Genomic DNA, 18,573 nt, shown 5'->3' with positions numbered 1-18,573 from the left:
CAGAGCAAGGATATTCAGGGATTGTAAGTAGTTTTCCCGCGCCCTGCGCTCTGCGCCACGAGCCGAAAGACCGCACAGCAGTCTTTCTTTATTGGAGGGTAGTATGAATAGAAAATTGGATGATTTAATTGGTCTGCCATTTCTCGACGGTGGGCGGGACCCAGCCAAGGGGCTTGATTGCTGGGGACTGTCTACGGAAGTCTTCCGGCGGTATGGGATTGAACTGCCGGATTATCAAATATCCTGTGAAGAGGCCAGTCTGATTCATCGTGAAATGAATAGACAAAGGCCGTTCTGGCGCAGGTGCGAAGGAGAAATCCTCGTTCCGGCGCTTGTTGTGATCCGCTTTACCGTTTACTGTAATCATACAGGAGTATACATTGGCCAGGGACGGTTTGTGCACACACGTAAGGAGATTGGCGTTAACATCGACCGGATCGACAATCCCACCTGGGCCAAACGGATTGAAGGATTTTATGTGCCGGAGGGATAAAATGCTCATAATCACTGTACTGAAAAAACCTTTGATATAAGGGCGGCATAATACCATGCCGAGAGAACCCTGCCGCCAGTAAGCGGCTATTTTAATTTAAAGGAGGAGAAAAGATGTATTGTCCAATTTTTGGTATGAACCCTAATAATAGTACAATTCCATTTAGTGAATGTATAAAAGATGCATGTGCCTGGTGGATTGTTTCCGGCACCACCGGCACCTGCGCAATCTGTAAAATGGGAGAGTATGCCGCCAGTCACTGAGAAAAGGCGGCCTACCACCATTGAAAAGGGGAAATGACTATATGATTTCAACACTGAAATTGAGCGACATCATTAGTAAATGGCGGGATGCCTTACAAGCCAGCCAGCCTATACAAAATTTCTGCTCATCGCAATATAACAAGGCGCCCAGTATTTTTGTCGGCATTAACGGGAAAAACCCGCCAACGGAAAATGATTGCCCGCTGATTATCCTTTATCCGGGTAGTAAATCGGAAGGGCTGGAGTTGCAAGAGTATACCTATAACCTCACGGTTGGCTGGACAATCCTTCAGGCAGCGGCCACCGTAACCAATAATGTAACAGAGTTTCGCGGCGTCGCGGAATGTGATACTCTTGGCCAGTTGATCTACCAGGAACTGGCCCAACTAAGTCCGGATAACCCCATTAGCGTGGTAAATTACAACATCGAGCCGGTTGCCTATTTTCCACGGTTTCCCGGACGGATGGACATTATCATCAAAATTACGTCGATCAATGGTTATAACATTAATTTCTAAGGGGGAATTTCCATGTCAAGAGCAAGAGGATATAAGTCTCATTTGGCACTGGCCTATGAGGCCGACTATGGTCAGCCGCCGGCGTCGCCCGCAGGCTATAACATGCCGATGAATCAGTCCAAACTGGCAATTAAGCAAACCCTGATTGATTCAGCCACCATTCGCAGCCGCCGGGACCAAGTTCAGCCGGCAACCGGCAATACTGACGTATCCGGCAGCATTGTGGTGCCGATTGACCAGATTGGTTTCGGCTTCTGGTTACGGGCTATGTTTGGCAACCCGGTGACTACCGGCTCCGGTGATCCTTATACCCATATTTTTAAAGTAACCGAAAGTCAGCCGTCATTGGTGCTGGAACAGCAATATCCGGATGTTCCGGCCTATGAAATGTTTAACGGTTGTAAGATAAATAAATTTTCCTTCACCTACGGCGGCGATAATGAATTGACCGCTAATTTTGATATTCTCGGCGCCAAAAGAACGGTTGACGCCGCACCTTTGGCGTCAACTCTGAGTAATATCCCGGTCCTAAAATTCAATAACTTTCAAGGGTCGATAGAAGAAGGCGGGTCACCGCTGGCCATCGTAACCGAAGCCAGCCTGAACGCTGATTTTGGGCTGGACGGAAATACTTATACCATTGGCAGCGGCGGTTACCGAACCAGTCTGCCGGAAGGTCTTCTGCAAATATCCGGTAATATCAAGGCGTTTTTTGAAGATACAGTGCTTTTGAGTAATGCAGTCAATAACACGGCATCGTCGTTGAAGTTCAAGTTTGTTAGCGGTACCCACAGCCTGGAATTCTTTATGGAAGAAGTGATTTTCCAGCAAACTTCACCGGGGATTGAAAGTGAAAAAGGAATATTCATTACGCTGCCGTTTAAGGCGTTTTATAATAATGGCTCCGGCGGCAGCGCCATCGTCGCAACATTGGTCAATAATTACGCTTCCTATGCGACGGCATAAGGAAAGATTGACCGTGCCAAGAGAACCATGCCGCCAGTGAGCGGTATTTTTTAAAGGTCTTTCTTGGAATCGGAGGGAGTGAAATAATTGAAATGCTCACAATTACTGTACTGAAAAATCCGTTTAACTACAACGACAAAGAAATCCATACCTGCGAACATGTTCCCGGTAAAACGGCTTATGAATATGTTCAGCCCTACCTTATGGGGTTAGATAACTTTGTTGTGAGCCGGAACGGGGAAATTGTCGAAGATGCAAAGGAACAGACCGTCCAGAGTGATGACTGGCTTGCCGTCTGTCCGGTTGTCGGCAAACCGAGCTGGCTAAAGGTTATAGATACACTATTGTTAGGAGGTATTACAGGTGGCCTTTTAGCATCAGGTGGGTGGACGGCAAAGGCTTTTTGGTCTGGAGTGACCGCTGCGGGTGCGAGTATGATTGGTGGCGCTCTCATCAATCACTGGTTCCCGCCAGCCAAACCGGACACTGTCAAAGTGAACCCATCGTACAATTGGAATAATACGCAATCGTTGAACGGCCAGGGCAATGCCCTGGCCGTTACTTACGGCACTATGCGAACGGCCGGACAAGTCATTGCCCAGCATGTGTCGAGCAATGGGGATAAACAGTACATGAATATCCTGCTGTGTGGTGGGGAAGGCCCGATTGACGCAATCAGCGATATCCGGATTAATGATAATCCGGTTTCCTACTATAAAGACGTAACCGTCGAAACCCGGCTGGGCACGAACGACCAAACGGCTATTGCCAATTTTAACGACACCTATATTGATCAGGATTTAGCCTATGAGCTGAATACCGACAACACTTGGACAACCCAGCAAACCGGGGGAAATGCCGTAGAGGGCCTGGAAATCACCCTGCAGTTTCCGGGCGGGCTGTATCACATCAAAGATGACGGGGGCCTTGAAAATGCTTCGGTCACCGTACAAGCGCAATACCATAAGGTTGGTGATGCCAATTGGAGCAATTTCACCGACGGAACTAATACCAACTTACAAATTACCGCAGCATCCAATACCGCTTTCCAGCGTACCTACCGTGTTGACCACCTTCCCGCTGCTCAATATGAGGTGCGAATCCAGTGTATTGCTAAAAGCGGTACCGATACCCGGTATTCCACCCGCGTTTTCTGGACGCAATTGTCGAGTATTCTATATGACGATTTTGACCGTCCCGGCAAGGTGCTTGTCGGAATTAAGGCGCTGGCAACCAATCAGTTAAGCGGGGGCATGCCCAGCATAACCTGGCTGCAGACCCGGAACAATGTTTGGGTATGGAATGCCGACAGCTGTCAATACGAACAAAAACCGGCTACTAATCCGGCCTGGGCGGCTTATGATATGATCCACCGCTGCCGGCAAATCAAAAACATCCATACCGGCAATTTGGAATGGATTGTCCAGGGCGCTCCGGCATCCCGGGCGGTCCATCAGGATTTCGTCCATTGGGCGGCATTTTGCGAGGATCGGAACCTGACCTTCAATTATATCTTCGATACGGCGGCCGACCTCTGGACCGCCTTGCAGAAACCGGAAGGGGTTGGCCGGGGTAAGGTGATTATGCGGGGAACCCGGTACGGCGCGGTCTGCGATGCGCCCGGCCAACCGGTACAACTGTTTACGGTCGGCAATATTATCACCGATAAATTCCAGGAAACTTTCATGGGACTGAAAGACCGGGCCAACGCGATAGAAATCACCTTCATTAACAAGGACAAAGACTACCAGAAGGATGTTATCACCGCTTACGCCGACGATTATGACGGCACAACCGAGCCCAACATTACTCAGATCACCCTGGAGGGTGCCACCACGGTGACCCAGGCGTACCGGGAAGGCAAATACCGGCTGCGGCTCAACCAATATCTGCAGCGGACGGTGGACCACAGCGCGGATATTGATGCCATCGCCTGCCAGATCAATGATGTGGTGCTGCTGGCGCACGATGTGCCTCAGTGGGGATTTTCCGGACGTTTGGCAGCAGCTACGGCTACGACCCTGCAGCTTGACCGCCAGGTAACGCTGGAGCCCGGCAAATCCTATGCGGTAGCCGTGCAGATTACAGACCCGGCGGCGACAACCGCCCAGGACGCACAACGGATTGTCACGGTCAGCGTGCAGGGAGTTACGCAGGAAACCAGCACTGATACGCTGACTCTCACCGGTTCTTTGCCGAAAGTGCCGCTGCAATGGGACCTATACAGCTTTGGTGAAACGAACAAAGTAGTCAAGCCCTTCCGGGTGCTCAATATCAGCCGGGACCAGGATATGCGGCGAAAAATCTCCTGCCTTGAATACATCGAAGAAATCTACAACGAGGCGGAAACGATACCGGCAATCAATTACAGCGCAATGGACCCGACCCCGGTGGAAGTTACCAGTGTAAGCGCCGCCGAAGAAACGTACCGGCAAAAAGACGGCACGACCGTTTCCAACCTGAATGTATCCTGGATGATTCCGCGTAACAAATTAATTACCGGCTATGAAGTACTGTATAGCGTTGATAATGGGAATACGTGGATACTATGGGCTGCCTTGGTAAAGAATTTACGTACTTCGATCATTGGGGTTAAGACCCATGTTTCCTATTTAGTAAAGGTTCGCACGATCAATGAAGTTGGCCTGGTATCCTCCGGCATTATTTCGGTGCCGGTATTAATTACCGGCAAAGACGCTCCGCCGCCGGACGTAGAAACCCTATTCGCAGAAAAAGCCGCCAATGGATTCCGGCGGTTTACTTTTACGCTGCCCGATCCCCCGGTAGATTTGGCCGGCTATCGTTTTAAATATAACATTGGCAGCTCTACATTTTGGGATAATGCGATCGCTCTGCATGACGGCCTGATCGTGGCATCCCCGTTTGAAACCAACGCTTTGCGCAGCGGTGTTTTTACAGTGATGGTTAAAGCAGTCGATAATTCCGGCAATGAAAGTGAGAATGTGGCCTCGGTAACCATCGGTCTGGGCGACGAAATTGTGAACAATGTTATTTTTGAGCAGGATGTTAAAGCCGGTGGATTTCCCGGCACCAAAACGAATTGTTCGGTTATTGGTGGTTTCTTAGTCGCCGATGACACCGGCGGGGCCATGTATCCGGCTGACTTAAAGGCGGCAATGTACCCGATCGACAGTGCGCCGTTTTATAGTGAAAGGTGGGCGGCAATGACCTATGAAGATGCATTCCTGTCGGACGGTGACGGTACGCTGACATTCAACCTGGCTACGGATGGAAATTCCCAAATCTTTTATCGTCAACGCTATCCATACCCGATATATGGCAGCGACAATGATTTGATGTTTCCGGATGATACTAAACTAATGTACCAGGAGGGTCCCTACGTATCATATAGCGGTAAGGTGCAAACCAACGGAAACAGTATTCATGATGTACGCTTGACAATCGGGGCCGGTATTACGCAGGGGATAGTCAGGAGATTTGCGGCTGTCGTTGATGTGGAAGACGAATCCGAGATTTTAAACGACATCGCAATACTGGCAGCCGGTATGCGGCTGCCAATTACGAAAACATACCGTGTTATTAGGAACGTCAATGTTACAATTCAGGATAGCGGTGGAGCTACCGCATTAACCTTTAGGCTGGCCGATAAAGATGTTTCCGGTCCGTTCATAACGCTGTATGACAAAGATAATATTGCCGTCGCGGGAGTAATCGACGCGCAAATACAAGGAATTAAGGGGTGATTATTATGGCAAATCCGACATTGCCCAAACAAGACGATTTAGTTGGCAATCCGACTGCCGGAACGTTTAAAACGGCCTTAGGTCAGTTTTTTGATTATGTGTCCGGGCTTGTGGCCGGCATGATCCCGAACACACCGGTCGGAAATATTACAGCCACGGATGTGCAGTCGGCAATTAATGAATTGGATTCGAAGAAAGTAAATGTTGCTGGCGGCACGGTAACCGGCGATATCAATGGCGTAACGGCGGCACAGTTTGACAATAGCTCGCGGTTGGCTACGACGGCGTTTGTGCAGCGGGCGCTGGGGAATAGTCAGGCAATATACAACTTATCGGCGGCGACAACATTGACCGCTGCAGATGTAGGAAAAACAATTGTTCTAAATGGTTCATCAACATATACAGTAAAGTTGCCGGCTGCTGTAACGTGCGCTAACGGTTCTAATCTTGAATTTTGCTCAACAAACGGTGCTTCTGTAACTATCCAAGTACAATCCACAGATTCCATAGTTTGCGGACAAGGAACCTATGTAACTTCTATGCTTGTACAGGGGGGAGATTCACTAAAACTGTGCTGTAATACTTCCTATGGGTGGCAAGTTGTTGCTGGTTCGTCCGAATTACCATATTCTGCTTTATTTGGCGCATCCTTAGCTGGCAACGGCTTTCAAAAGCTGCCGAGCGGGTTAATACTTCAATGGGGGATGATTGGAGCCTATCAGTCGCAAAACAATGTTACGGCTTCATTCCCAATAGCTTTTCCGAATGAGACGTTATCTATCATGACACAAAGAACGGACAATGTCGCATCAACTGGAACGGTCATTATTGCTGGATGGACCAAGACCTCATTTACGATATATGATACAGCGGGTCCGGCAGGAGACCAAAATGCAATCTTCTGGTTTGCAATTGGCCATTAAAAGGAAAAGAACATAATAATGTTTTACGCATTTAAAACAGACACAAGTATAGGTTTCATTCCAGCGGGGTGGGAAAGTATGTATTCCGGTAGCGATAAAGCTTTCAAAAAAATTAGGGAGTGATTATTATGGCGAATCCGACTTTGCCTAGAAAAGATGATTTAGTTGGCAATCCGACTGCCGGGACGTTTAAAACGGCCTTAGGCCAATTTTTTGATTATGTGTCCGGGAGTGTGGCCGGCATGATCCCGAACACACCGGCCGGAAATATTACAGCCACGGATATGCAGTCGGCAATTAATGAGTTGGACTCGAAAAAAGTAAACATTAATGGTGGCACCATGACCGGAACATTAACAATTCCTAATGGTTTATCTATTGTCAGTACAGGGGGAGCAAAAATTGGCAGCGGGCCACAGGGTACGACTCCGTGGGTACAACCTGCTTCGAGTGCTGCTACAGATTTTTTGGTGAATGACTCTAGTGGAAACTCAGTATTCGTGGTCCAAGGGGAGAGCGGTTCAGCAGCAGCAACTCTAAATGGTGCCAATATATTAACTACTGCAACGGGTGCCCCTGCTGGATACGGTTTAGGAACTACTGCAAAAGACATTTCTGGTCAGAATTTGGATATTTTGCGTTATTCAGGGTGCGGATTCTACAAAGGACAAAATGTTACGAATGCACCAACTACGAGTTGGTGGTATTTTGTTGTTATAACTCATGATAATACCCGCTGGACAACAGTAGAAGCAATAGATTATTTTAGTATGAACCGTTATATAAGTAGATGGTACGACAATAATGGTAGTTTGGGTTGGACTGGATGGACACAAGTGTTGACCTCGTCTACTCCATATATTGTTGCCGAATCTCTTGGCACAACTGGCTACCGTAAGTGGTCAGATAGCTTTACTGAACAGTGGGGTGTTGCCTCTGGTGGCGGCCCAATTTTTTATATTACTTTCCCGCTTGCTTTTTCGTCTGCATGTTATTCATTTGTGGCTACTCAAAACACACCTTCAAACGGAACGGATAATATGTATTCGACTAAAGTGCACAGCGTGTCAACAACTACAGCATATCTATATGCAAACTGCGGAAGCGTCTACTGGTATGCTGTAGGAAAATAAGGAGGTTCTTTTATGAAATATTATGTAAATACTAATACCGATGGAACTATGGGTTTTTATATTGAAGGAGTAAGCGAAACTATTCCATCAACGTCAATCGAAATTACAGAGGGTCAATGGCAAGATGCAATTAGTAATCAAGGTAAATATTCAATCTCAAATGGTGCTTTTCTGGCTGCTTTAGTATGGCCACCAGTTCAGACCGCAGAGCAAAAAATTGTTGTTCTTGATGCTAAATATAAACCGCAGTTTGAACAAATAACCCAAGCTTATCTAACGGCAGTGACTGCTGGCGATACTGCGGCGGCCAATGCAAGGCAGGCGGATTATACTAACCTGAGGGCTGTCTATCAAACTGAGCTGGAGGCGATTGGTTAATGGATATTTATTGTTTTGTCTGTGGAAACAAAAACGATACTTCAACGGGCCAGTGTACGAATACCAATTGTCCGAGGCATGGCAGTACGGCTTCGACGACAACAGCCAATTAGGGGCGCATCAGCGTCTATTTTTTTATGAGCGGGAGGGTGAGGCAGTGGACTTAGACTTGGATAAAGTCGTAAAAATATTGACCATTTTTGCTTTGGCAGGCGGGGTATTAAGGTTTTTGGCAATGGCCCGCTGCTGGCATCAAAGCCCTGAAAAAATCTTTAGCGGAAGGTTTTTCAAAAAAATTAGGGAGTGATTATTATGGCGAATCCGACTTTGCCTAGAAAAGATGATTTAGTTGGCAATCCGACTGCCGGGACGTTTAAAACGGCCTTAGGCCAATTTTTTGATTATGTGTCTGGACTTGTGGCCGGCATGATCCAGAACACGCCGGCTGGAAATATTACAGCCACGGATGTGCAGTCGGCGATTAATGAGCTGGATACGAAGAAGGCATCAATTGATTATGTTGATAGCCATAAGGGCCTAAATAGTTGGCAAGTAGGCAAGGCTTATGAAGTTGGCGATATTTGCTATTCTGCCAATGCGCCAAATTATGCCCGTATGGAATGTATTACCGCTGGAACGTCGGCGATGACAGAGCCGACGTGGACAGGAGTTGGAACTTACTTGACAGACGGAACAGTAAAATGGATTGTTGATGATATTCGGGATGGTGTCTTACCTGGAGATATTGCACCGCCTTCTATGATTGTTAGGCCGGGACGTGTAAAATTGATAGGCCAACTTGTAAATCGTTCTGATTATCCGCGACTTTGGAATTTTGCTAATACTAACGGGTTAGCTACGACAGAAGCAAAATGGTCAGGCGGTCTTTGGGGACTTTTTTCCGTAGGCGATGGTTCAACAACCTTTCGGCTTCCTGACCTTCGTGGTGAGGATATTCGAGTGCTTGATGATAACCGGGGATTTGACCAGACCAATATTACCGGGAATACAACATCTGGTAGTAATGCTATTGCCAATATATCAATCCCCGGCGGCATGACAACAGCTGTGTTGGCTGTAGGTATGCCAATTAGCGGCTCAGGAATCCCGACAGGAGCGACCGTTTCTAGCATCGTAAGCAGTACAAGCATTACAATATCAGCGAATGTTACCGCAACAGTAACCGGGGTTACATTAATGGTCACGGGGCGTTTATTGGGTAGCGCAGAACATAGTAGCATTGAAAGTCATTTACATTCCGGTGGTTTTACAACAGGGACAGTATGGTTGCAACGGTATAGCTCTACCAGTTATGGCTGGCCTGGAAGTGAAGTTAATCCTGGTACCTATAATACTGGTGCCACAGGTGGTCCAGAAACTCGCGGCAAAAATATTGCCTACTATGCAACCATGAAATATTAGGAGGCACCAAATGTAAATATCGAATACCAGCCTCAATTTATTGCGTTGTCTCTGGCCTATTCGACGCGCTAATAGCGGGTGATTCGGCTACGGCAGCATCGGCGCAAGCGAATTACACGGCACTAAAATCAGAATATCAAACTAAACTGGATACGATTGAAAGTGGCAGTTAATCGTTTGTTTGCAGTAAAAGAATGACTCCACACCGGATTGACGGAATTTTTGCTACTGCTGGTTGCTGGCCTAAGCAAGCCTGGCGAAAACCCATATGATAAATAAAGGGGGGAATAGAATGAGAGGAATTGATGTAAGCTACCATAATGGCGAAGTAGATTGGCAATCGGTAGTGGACGTCGGCTGTGAATTTGCTATAATCCGGCTTGGTTATGGCCTCCGTCATCTTGACGAAAAATTTACCGACAACGTGAATGGAGCGTTATCGGCCGGCCTAAAGATCGGCGTGTACTATTATAGTTATGCTTTGAATGTTGAGGAAGCCAAGACAGAAGCCCGGTATGTACAGGATATTTTACAAGAATATGGTGTCAATCCGGAATTCGGCATATGGTATGACCTGGAGGATGCGGACGGATATAAGGAACGGAACGGGATGCCGGACAATCAAACTATCACCGATATGTGTTCCGCTTTTATTTGCGCTCTGAACGAAGCAGGATATCAGTATGTTGGGATTTACGCTTCCTATGTATGGCTGACCGGAATCATTGACACTTCCCAATTAGCCGATTATGTGCCGTATTGGAATGCTCAGTGGGGAAGCAGTAATGATTTCTCGCGTTCCAGGATGTGGCAATATACGGACTCTCTAAACATTAATGGCCAAACTTTCGACGGAAATGAATATTACGGATAAATTTTGAGACCATCGCTTAACAGGCAGCGGTGGTCTTATCTTTAATGATCTTAAACTGTTTGGGGTGATATAATGACTACGGTGAAAAAGACGGCTGTCATTTTGACAGTCGTCTTTATTTTAGGCATTGGTACCGGAGTGTGGGGTGCAAACAAATGGCGGATTTCGCCGCTGCAGGCCGAATTGGCAACATTGCAAGCCAAGCTGGCCGGTACTCAGGATACGTTGAATCAGGCACAGAATCAGCCGCCTGTTATTGTGCAGGGGGAAACAAAAACGCAAACCCAGGTTGTCTATGTGCCGAAGGAAACTATAAAATATATAGACCCAAAGACGAAGCAGGAAATTACCCGGCAGGAAGGGACAGATGTTCAGGCTGACATTCAAAAACCGGCTGTCAATGTAAAGGTGAACGGCCAAGATTATAAATTCGATTTATTGCAGGGTGAAACCCAGAAATTTCAAACTGGCAAAGTCGTTATGGATCAGACCAGCTCCGTGGGCGTGAATATTACAGTACCTCCGATTGACCGGACGAAGAAGGGAGCCATCGGGATCGGTTATGGCAGCCATGGCATAGCTGAAAAACTGGATATTAATCAGTTTTGGTATTATCATGACAGGGAAACGAATGCCGGTGGAGTACAGTATCGATTTTGATGTTTAGCAAGTAGTATTAGGATTCCAATAAAGATGGCACAATTGGCTCTTGGGGAAACCCGGAGCCATTTTTTTATTTTGATTAAGTCCGCTCTTTGATTTCGGATCAGAAAGAGGAACTAGTCTTTGAATATACTGCCCTTATAAAAGATACAATGTGGAAGCATTCCAAGAAATAGAAGGAGTAACATTTTTGCAGGACTTTTTATTAAATCCGCGAATTAGACACAAATATTAAATTGTAATAATCATATAAATAATGAAAATCTAATATTGGCAATGTGGCCTATTAAAATCAGGTGTAGAACTAATGATTTTAATAGGTTTTTTTGTGTTATTAGGGTTTTTAGTGAATAAAATCGGAGGTTTTTTCAATGCCTAAGGAAAAGCACTCGATTCGTGATTTGTGTCTGGCACATACGAATTTAGCTATGCAAGATATTAGTATTCTAGAGAATATGGTAAATCAGCTTGATGTTATCGCAACATTAACAGGCACGGATATTTTCATTGATGCTTTGAGTACTAATGAAGTGGATGCGATTGTTTTGGCGTGGGCATACTCTCATAACTCCCCATCCTTGTATCATAATAGCGTAGTAGGTCAAATGGCTTATGTGACACGGGAACCAGCTGTATATCAGGTTTTATCTACAGGAAAAATAGTACGCAATATTCGTGGCATTAGTCAAGAAGGTCTGCCGATTGCCCAGACGGTGGTTCCAATCACCAATGATCGAGGAATGACAATTGGTGTTTTAATCATGGAAAGAGATATTTCTGCAGAAATCCGTCAAGAAGAAAAGGTGGAATTTTTGAGTCAGACGGCCGAACTTTTGAGTCATACATTCATGTCGTTGACGATGACGGGGTGGGATTGGGAAAAATGGCTGGGAAATGGAATTTTTATTATGGATCACAAGGGGAAAATTATCTATACCAATAAACATGCAGTGTCTATCGTCCAAGTCATATATGGAACGGATTCAGTTGACGGCAATCTGGTAGAGGCTTTATCTTTTGCTTCATTTCAGGAAATGGTTGAAGGATTAAAAGAGCCGGTAAATTATGAATTTGCTCATGCGAGTTATATGTTTCAGGCCCATCCGCTGGTAACGGGAGGAGAACTTAGCGGATGTGTAATATCGGTCCGGGATGTTACGGAATTACGGCAAAAAGAATGGGAATTGCATGTGCAAAGTGCTGTTATAAAGGAAATTCATCATCGAATAAAAAATACTTTGCAAAATGTTGTTTCATTACTGCACTTGCAGATGCGCCGTTCTAATTCTAAGAAGATAAAACAAGAGTTTACAGCCTGTGTTAACCGGATCTTGTCCATCTCGATGGTGCATGAGGTTTTTGCGCAGTATTCTTTGGAGTCTATCGACCTTAAGGAATTGGCAGAATATATTTTAGACAGGATTTTAGAAAACTACTGTTTGCCTAAGCAGAAAATCCAAGCTTTAGTGCAAGGGCAAACCGTGCTCATTTCAATTAATCAGGCAGTATCTATTGGTCTGGTTTTTAATGAATTGGTTAGTAATAGTTTGAAACATGGAATAAAGTCGGCTCCCTATGGCGAAATCAGTATATTTATTGAGGAATCAGGAGGCATTGTTCATTTACTTGTAGTCGATAGCGGTTGTGAATTATATGGTTCAGAGGAAGAAAAACTCGGATTGCATATTGTAAAGTTATTAATTTGTGAGCAATTAGGCGGTCATTTTAGATTGGAACATCATTCCGGTTCAACAATTGCAACGGTTTCTTTTCCGCTCAGTACAGGGGAGGGGATACGATGAAGCCATTATCTATTCTTATTGCGGAAGATGAAGTATTAATAAGGAACGACATCAAAGAAGTGTTGGAAAAGGCCGGATATATTGTTTGTGCAGAGTGCGGCAATGGTCTGCAGGCGGTGGAACTGGCCAAACAAACAGCACCGGAGCTGGTTATTCTTGATATTATGATGCCAGGTTTGGATGGTTTAGAAACGGCCAAGATTATGCATGGGCTTAACATACCAGTCATCATGGTAACGTCATACAGCCAGCCTAAGTTTATTAAAAGAGCAGAAGCTGTGCATGTATACGGCTATATTGTAAAACCGGTATCAGAGAAAAACTTACTGGCAGCGGTTCGTATTGCTTATGCCCGCTGGCAAGACCTGTGTCATGTAAACCAAGAGTTAAAAGCAACGAAAGCGCAACTGGAAAGTCAAAAAGTGATTGCCAGAGCCAGGTCTATTGTTCAGGAACGATTGGCTATTTCCGCGCGGGAAGCTCATACATGGCTCCTCAGGGAGGCCATGCGGCAACGAATGACGTTAGCACAAATTGCTAAAAATATTATTGACAAAAAATAGTCAGTGCATTATTATGAAAAATAATAAATGCTATTGACAGTGATCGTTTACTTGGTTATTTTAGAACTTTTTTAAAAAGGAATATTAGGGCATTAAAGCCTGGTAAGAATGTTGAGTTTTTGACATTCCTATTAGGCTTTTTTATTTTCTTCTATAGTATGAAAATGATAAATAAAAGCTGAAGCAGCATTTTAATATCGGGCAATGTGGCCCATTATCGTTGAAGTAATATTACTTTAGCTATAATGGGCTTTTTTATTTTAATCTGATAAAAACAGTAAGAAAGGAGTGAGAGAGATGGGGATAGTCATTGGGGCAATCATTATCGCCACAGCGTTGCTGGTTGGCGTATCGATTGTAGTAGTTGCCAATAATAATGTCCGCAATTATAAAGAAGAAAACCATGTAATGTTTTCTTTAGCGTCTGCAGGTAAAAAAAGTAGAGCAACTGTCAGTAAAGCATTGTTGCAGGAAACTCATTAAAGAATTATTCAGGAATAGTAAGGGAGGAAGACGTATGTCTCATTACGATGACCCAAAAGAAACGCTAATAAACAAAGATGCTAATGACTTACAACGATTTGGCTATACGCAAGAGCTATTGCGCGATATGGGGGGATTTTCTAATTTTGCTATTTCTTTTTCCATTATTTCCATCTTGACTGGCGCGGTAACTCTATATGGCTATGGATTTGGTATGGGGGGGCCGGCTGTGACTGGCATTGGCTGGCCATTGGCAACTATTTTCACATTATTGGTGGCAGCAGGAATTGCCGAACTAACTTCCGCCATCCCTACTTCCGGTGCGTTATATCATTGGGCTACTATTTTGGGTGGTACTGGTTGGGGCTGGTTTACAGCCTGGTTCAATATGGTTGGTCAGTTTGCCATTACTGCAGGGATTGATTTTGGTGCGGCGCAGTTTCTAGCGCCGTTATTAGGAATTAAAGAAGACTGGAATCATTTTCTGCTGATTTATGCCTGCATTTTATTAAGTCACGGTTTATTGAATCATGTTGGTATTAAAGTAGTAGCTTGGCTCAATAATTTTAGTGCCACTTATCACATTATTGGTGTTTTAGTTCTGGTTGGCGCTCTTTTGCTTTTCGGTCCGCATCATGATGTGAGTTCTGTTTTTAAAACAGGTTTTACAACCAGTGAATACCCGTATTGGTGGGCTTTCCTGCTAGGCTTGTTGCAGGCTCAATGGACGTATACCGGGTACGATGCTTCCGCGCATACTGTGGAAGAAACCGTTAATCCACGGGTAAAAGCGGCTTGGGGTGTATACCTGTCGGTATTAATTTCGGCTGTTTTTGGATTTTTCATGTTGTTTGTCATTACCAGCACTATCGGTGATGCCGGTCAAGTAGCCGGCGCCAGTAATCCGTTTATTTATGTAGTGGAACAGGCACTTGGCGGTTGGGCTGGAAGAGCCACGCTATGGCTGGTAACGTTAGCAATGTGGTTTTGCGGTCTTTCCTCTGTCACTTCCAATTCCCGCATGATTTTTGCTTTTTCCCGTGACAGTGGAATGCCTAAATCAAAAATTTGGTCCAGTATCAGCAAACGTTTTCACTCGCCAGCTTCGGCAATTTGGTTGTCAGTAGTTGTAGCTTTTTTGATGGCAGTTTATAGCGGTGGTTATTCCATCATTGTTTCCATTAGTACCATAGCGTTATATTTATCCTACGGGATTCCCTTGTTTTTGAAATTCCGTGCTCAACTGAATGGTTCCTGGACAGCGCAGAACAATGGGCCATGGCACTTGGGTAAATGGAGCATGCCGGCTAACGCGATCGGTTTAATCTGGATTCTTTTTATTACCGTATTATTTGTAGCGCCGCCTAATGAAATAACTGGGTATACGATGCTGGGCGTAACCGTTTTATTGATATTTTATTATATGGTTAGTGCCCGTAAGTGGTTTAAGGGTCCCAACTTTTAGACCGCACTAGAGTCTAATTAGGAATGTTATGTTCGTTTCAGGCATTCGGGTTAGGCTCTTTTTTCCTATTTATGCTGCTCCCGGGAGGTGAAAAATATAAGGTGAAGGATGAGTTTTTAAGTGTTGGCATTGACATTGGGACAACGACGACCCAAGTTATATTTAGCAAAATTACAGTGCAAAATACAGCTACTTCGTTCCTTATTCCTGAAGTAAAAATTACAAATAAACAAATCATTTATAAAAGTAAGATCCATTTCACGCCATTCGTTTCAATGGACAAGATCAATTTAAAAAAAATAAAAGAAATGATTGAATTTGAATATGACAAAGCGGGTGTACAAAAACACGAAATAGCGACAGGTGCAATCATTATTACTGGGGAAACAGCCCGTAAAAAGAATGCAGAGCGAGTACTCAGTATTCTTTCGGATTTTGCTGGTGATTTTGTCGTTGCAACGGCTGGACCTCATCTAGAGTCCGTACTGGCTGGCTATGGAGCGGGAGCTGCTGAAGCATCTAAGCATTTTACAGAAACAGTCATTAATTTTGATATTGGCGGGGGAACTACCAATGCTGCAATTTTTAGGGAAGGGGAAGTGATTGACTCCTTTGCTTTAGATATTGGTGGGAGGTTGATACAAATTGATCAACAAGGTATGATTCGCTATATTTCAGATAAAGTAATTCAATTTATCAAAAGTATGCATTTAAATTTAGCTGTTGGGACAGTGGCTAGACTGACAGACTTAAAAATTCTTACCGATATTTTTGCTGAGATGCTTGTACAAATAAACAGCAATCAAAGGTTACATGAAGAAGCCGTGAAATTATTTATCGGTCAAACGCATAAAGGGCTGGAGGCGGAAAAGATCATGTTTTCAGGCGGTGTTGCTGAATTTATATATAGTGATTATGAAATAGGCAACATAAAAGATGTGATTCTATTTGGAGATATCGGTCCTTTATTAGGATACTCGATTCGAAAAGCCTTTGAGCAACATCAACATCGCCTTGTAGAATCCAGAGAGAAAATTAGGGCTACCGTCATAGGAGCAGGTAGTCATTCTATAAAAATTAGCGGTAGTACCATTTTGTTTGATGATGACCTGACCCCTCTTAAAAATATCCCTATTATTAAGCTTACAGAGGATGAGAATATAGATCAGATGTTCAAAGCGGTTGGTGAAAAAATCAAACGATATGAAAATATCCCGGTAGCCCTCGCTTTCCAAGGTCCCAAATCACCATCTTATTTGCAAATAAAAGAGATGGCAAAAGCCATCATTGCAGGGTTTGCAACGAGTAGTCAGCCAGTGATTGTAATTGTTGAAAATGATTTTGCGAAAGCATTAGGGCAAATCATTATGAATATGTCAAATAACATTAAAAAAGTGATTTGTATTGATCAAATCAAGGTTAATAATGGTGACTATATTGATATTGGCAAATCAATAGCGAATGTTGTGCCTACCGTTGTAAAAACGTTGATTTTTAAATAGTAAAGATTAATTAAAAGATTAAAAACAGGTGATGGAAATGATGTTAAAGACCAGGCTGTTTGGAAGAACTTATCAATTTAAAAATATAAAAGAAGTACTTGCTAAAGCCAATGAAGAAAAATCAGGGGATATTTTAGCAGGCATTGCAGCCCACGATACAGCCGAACGAGTGGCCGCGAAGGTTGTTTTATCGGAAGTGGCTCTTGGCGATTTGAGAAATAATCCGGTAGTTCCTTATGAAGACGATGACGTTACGAAAGCGATTCAAGATAGCATTAACCAGGAAGCCTTTTGTAAAATTAAATCCATGTCCGTGGGAGCCTTTAGAGAATTTTTGCTAAAATCAAATGAGGATGAGATCAAGAATATCCAAGATGGGTTGACTTCAGAGATGATCGCTGGCGTCACTAAATTAATGAGCAACATGGATTTAGTGTACGCGGCTAAGAAAATACACAATCTTGCTACTTGTAATACGACGATTGGTGAAAAAGGGACCTTGTCGTCAAGGCTGCAGCCTAACCATCCTACGGATGATTTAGCTGGTATTATGGCTTCTACGATGGAAGGAATCAGTTATGGCATTGGTGATGCTGTGATTGGATTAAATCCTGCTGTGGATACCATTGAGAGTATATCTGCTGTTTTAAATCGATTTAAGGAATTTATGGTGAAATGGGATATTCCTACTCAAAATTGTGTATTAGCTCATGTCACCAGTCAAGTAGCAGCACTAGAGAGTGGCGCTCCCATGGATCTCATGTTTCAAAGTCTGGCTGGCTCACAAAAAGCCAATGCAGCTTTCGGTATAACGGTACAGCTTATGGATGAGGCATATTATTTGATGAAAGAGAAAAAGAGTTCCCGGGGTCCTAATTTTATGTACTTTGAAACAGGACAAGGATCGGAACTGTCTTCTGAAGGACATCATGGTGCGGATCAAGTGACCATGGAAGCGAGATGTTATGGTTTGGCTAAACGATATCATCCTTTTTTAGTCAATACAGTAGTCGGTTTTATGGGGCCGGAATATTTGTATGATGGCTGTCAAATGATCAGAGCCGGACTGGAAGATCATTTCATGGGGAAATTAACAGGTCTGCCTATGGGAGTGGATGTGTGCTATACCAATCATATGAAGGCAGACCAGAACGATGTGGAAAATTTAGCATTGCTGCTTGCAGCGTGTGATTGTACATATTTTATGGGTATCCCTGGAGGGGATGATGTGATGTTAATGTACCAAACGACCAGCTATCATGACGTTGCTGCCATGCGGGACATTACTGGCAAGAAACCGATTAAAGATTTTAATCAAAGAATGGAACAACTGGGTATATTGGAAAACGGCAAACTGACAGAAAAGGCCGGAGATCCTTCATTATTTACAGTTTAGGAGT

The 18,573-nt window shown here is 44.2% G+C and carries 18 protein-coding genes; all 18 read left to right on the top strand.

The features are described 5' to 3' along the window. Positions 1 to 103: 103 nt before the first annotated feature. The 18 genes from LUCIF_RS24525 to LUCIF_RS24445 all read left to right on the top strand — a co-directional run bounded on the left by LUCIF_RS24525 (position 104) and on the right by LUCIF_RS24445 (position 18,569). Positions 104 to 493 carry a C40 family peptidase gene (locus LUCIF_RS24525; protein WP_122630439.1) on the top strand — a complete coding sequence of 130 codons (390 nt, stop codon included), beginning with the start codon at positions 104 to 106 and terminating at the stop codon, positions 491 to 493. Between the two features lie 113 nt (positions 494 to 606). Continuing rightward, the gene (locus LUCIF_RS26335) at positions 607 to 756 is read left to right on the top strand and encodes a hypothetical protein (RefSeq protein ID WP_165866157.1); all 150 of its coding nucleotides are present in this window, start codon (positions 607 to 609) and stop codon (positions 754 to 756) included. Between the two features lie 41 nt (positions 757 to 797). Continuing rightward, entirely contained in the window at positions 798 to 1,274 is a 477-nt protein-coding gene (locus tag LUCIF_RS24520; RefSeq protein WP_122630438.1) for a hypothetical protein, read from the top strand. A 12-nt stretch (positions 1,275 to 1,286) separates the two neighbouring features. Further along, the gene (locus LUCIF_RS24515) at positions 1,287 to 2,240 is read left to right on the top strand and encodes a phage tail tube protein (protein WP_122630437.1); all 954 of its coding nucleotides are present in this window, start codon (positions 1,287 to 1,289) and stop codon (positions 2,238 to 2,240) included. 92 nt (positions 2,241 to 2,332) lie between these two features. After that, positions 2,333 to 5,965 (top strand): host specificity factor TipJ family phage tail protein, encoded by a 3,633-nt coding sequence (locus tag LUCIF_RS24510; RefSeq protein ID WP_122630436.1) that lies wholly within the window; start codon positions 2,333 to 2,335, stop codon positions 5,963 to 5,965. A gap of 5 nt (positions 5,966 to 5,970) precedes the next feature. Then, positions 5,971 to 6,888 carry a gp53-like domain-containing protein gene (locus tag LUCIF_RS24505; protein ID WP_122630435.1) on the top strand — a complete coding sequence of 306 codons (918 nt, stop codon included), beginning with the start codon at positions 5,971 to 5,973 and terminating at the stop codon, positions 6,886 to 6,888. Positions 6,889 to 7,016: 128 nt separating this feature from the next. Then, the gene (locus tag LUCIF_RS24500; RefSeq protein ID WP_122630434.1) at positions 7,017 to 8,021 is read left to right on the top strand and encodes a gp53-like domain-containing protein; all 1,005 of its coding nucleotides are present in this window, start codon (positions 7,017 to 7,019) and stop codon (positions 8,019 to 8,021) included. Positions 8,022 to 8,033: 12 nt separating this feature from the next. Beyond that, entirely contained in the window at positions 8,034 to 8,399 is a 366-nt protein-coding gene (locus LUCIF_RS24495) for a hypothetical protein (protein ID WP_122630433.1), read from the top strand. Positions 8,400 to 8,451: 52 nt separating this feature from the next. After that, positions 8,452 to 8,706, top strand: a complete 255-nt coding sequence (locus LUCIF_RS26330; protein WP_165866156.1) for a hypothetical protein — start codon at positions 8,452 to 8,454, stop codon at positions 8,704 to 8,706. 5 nt (positions 8,707 to 8,711) lie between these two features. After that, positions 8,712 to 9,821 carry a phage tail protein gene (locus LUCIF_RS26655; RefSeq protein ID WP_207858420.1) on the top strand — a complete coding sequence of 370 codons (1,110 nt, stop codon included), beginning with the start codon at positions 8,712 to 8,714 and terminating at the stop codon, positions 9,819 to 9,821. A gap of 292 nt (positions 9,822 to 10,113) precedes the next feature. After that, a complete protein-coding gene (locus LUCIF_RS24480) occupies positions 10,114 to 10,695 on the top strand; it encodes a GH25 family lysozyme (RefSeq protein WP_122630431.1) in 582 nt (193 codons plus the stop codon). Between the two features lie 72 nt (positions 10,696 to 10,767). Beyond that, positions 10,768 to 11,355, top strand: coding sequence for a hypothetical protein (locus LUCIF_RS24475; protein WP_122630430.1), 588 nt, complete (start codon positions 10,768 to 10,770; stop codon positions 11,353 to 11,355). A 374-nt stretch (positions 11,356 to 11,729) separates the two neighbouring features. Then, complete coding sequence (locus LUCIF_RS24470) at positions 11,730 to 13,160, top strand: sensor histidine kinase (RefSeq protein ID WP_122630429.1); 1,431 nt, start codon at positions 11,730 to 11,732, stop codon at positions 13,158 to 13,160. Continuing rightward, positions 13,157 to 13,723: an ANTAR domain-containing response regulator gene (locus LUCIF_RS24465; RefSeq protein ID WP_122630428.1), complete on the top strand. Its 567-nt coding sequence runs from the start codon at positions 13,157 to 13,159 to the stop codon at positions 13,721 to 13,723. Before LUCIF_RS24470 ends, LUCIF_RS24465 begins: the two co-directional genes overlap by 4 nt. 297 nt (positions 13,724 to 14,020) lie before the next feature. Continuing rightward, positions 14,021 to 14,206: a hypothetical protein gene (locus LUCIF_RS24460; protein WP_122630427.1), complete on the top strand. Its 186-nt coding sequence runs from the start codon at positions 14,021 to 14,023 to the stop codon at positions 14,204 to 14,206. A 34-nt stretch (positions 14,207 to 14,240) separates the two neighbouring features. Next, entirely contained in the window at positions 14,241 to 15,671 is a 1,431-nt protein-coding gene (locus LUCIF_RS24455; RefSeq protein ID WP_122630426.1) for an amino acid permease, read from the top strand. 101 nt (positions 15,672 to 15,772) lie between these two features. Further along, positions 15,773 to 17,173 carry an ethanolamine ammonia-lyase reactivating factor EutA gene (locus LUCIF_RS24450; protein WP_207858416.1) on the top strand — a complete coding sequence of 467 codons (1,401 nt, stop codon included), beginning with the start codon at positions 15,773 to 15,775 and terminating at the stop codon, positions 17,171 to 17,173. Positions 17,174 to 17,204: 31 nt separating this feature from the next. Then, entirely contained in the window at positions 17,205 to 18,569 is a 1,365-nt protein-coding gene (locus LUCIF_RS24445; RefSeq protein ID WP_243638791.1) for an ethanolamine ammonia-lyase subunit EutB, read from the top strand. The last annotated feature ends 4 nt before the right edge of the window (positions 18,570 to 18,573 follow it).

This window comes from Allolucifera butyrica (assembly GCF_900476375.1).
Lineage (GTDB): Bacteria > Bacillota > Negativicutes > Sporomusales > UPPP01 > Lucifera > Lucifera butyrica.
Note: the sequence above shows the minus strand (reverse complement) of the source record. Positions and strands in the feature narration are given on the sequence as shown.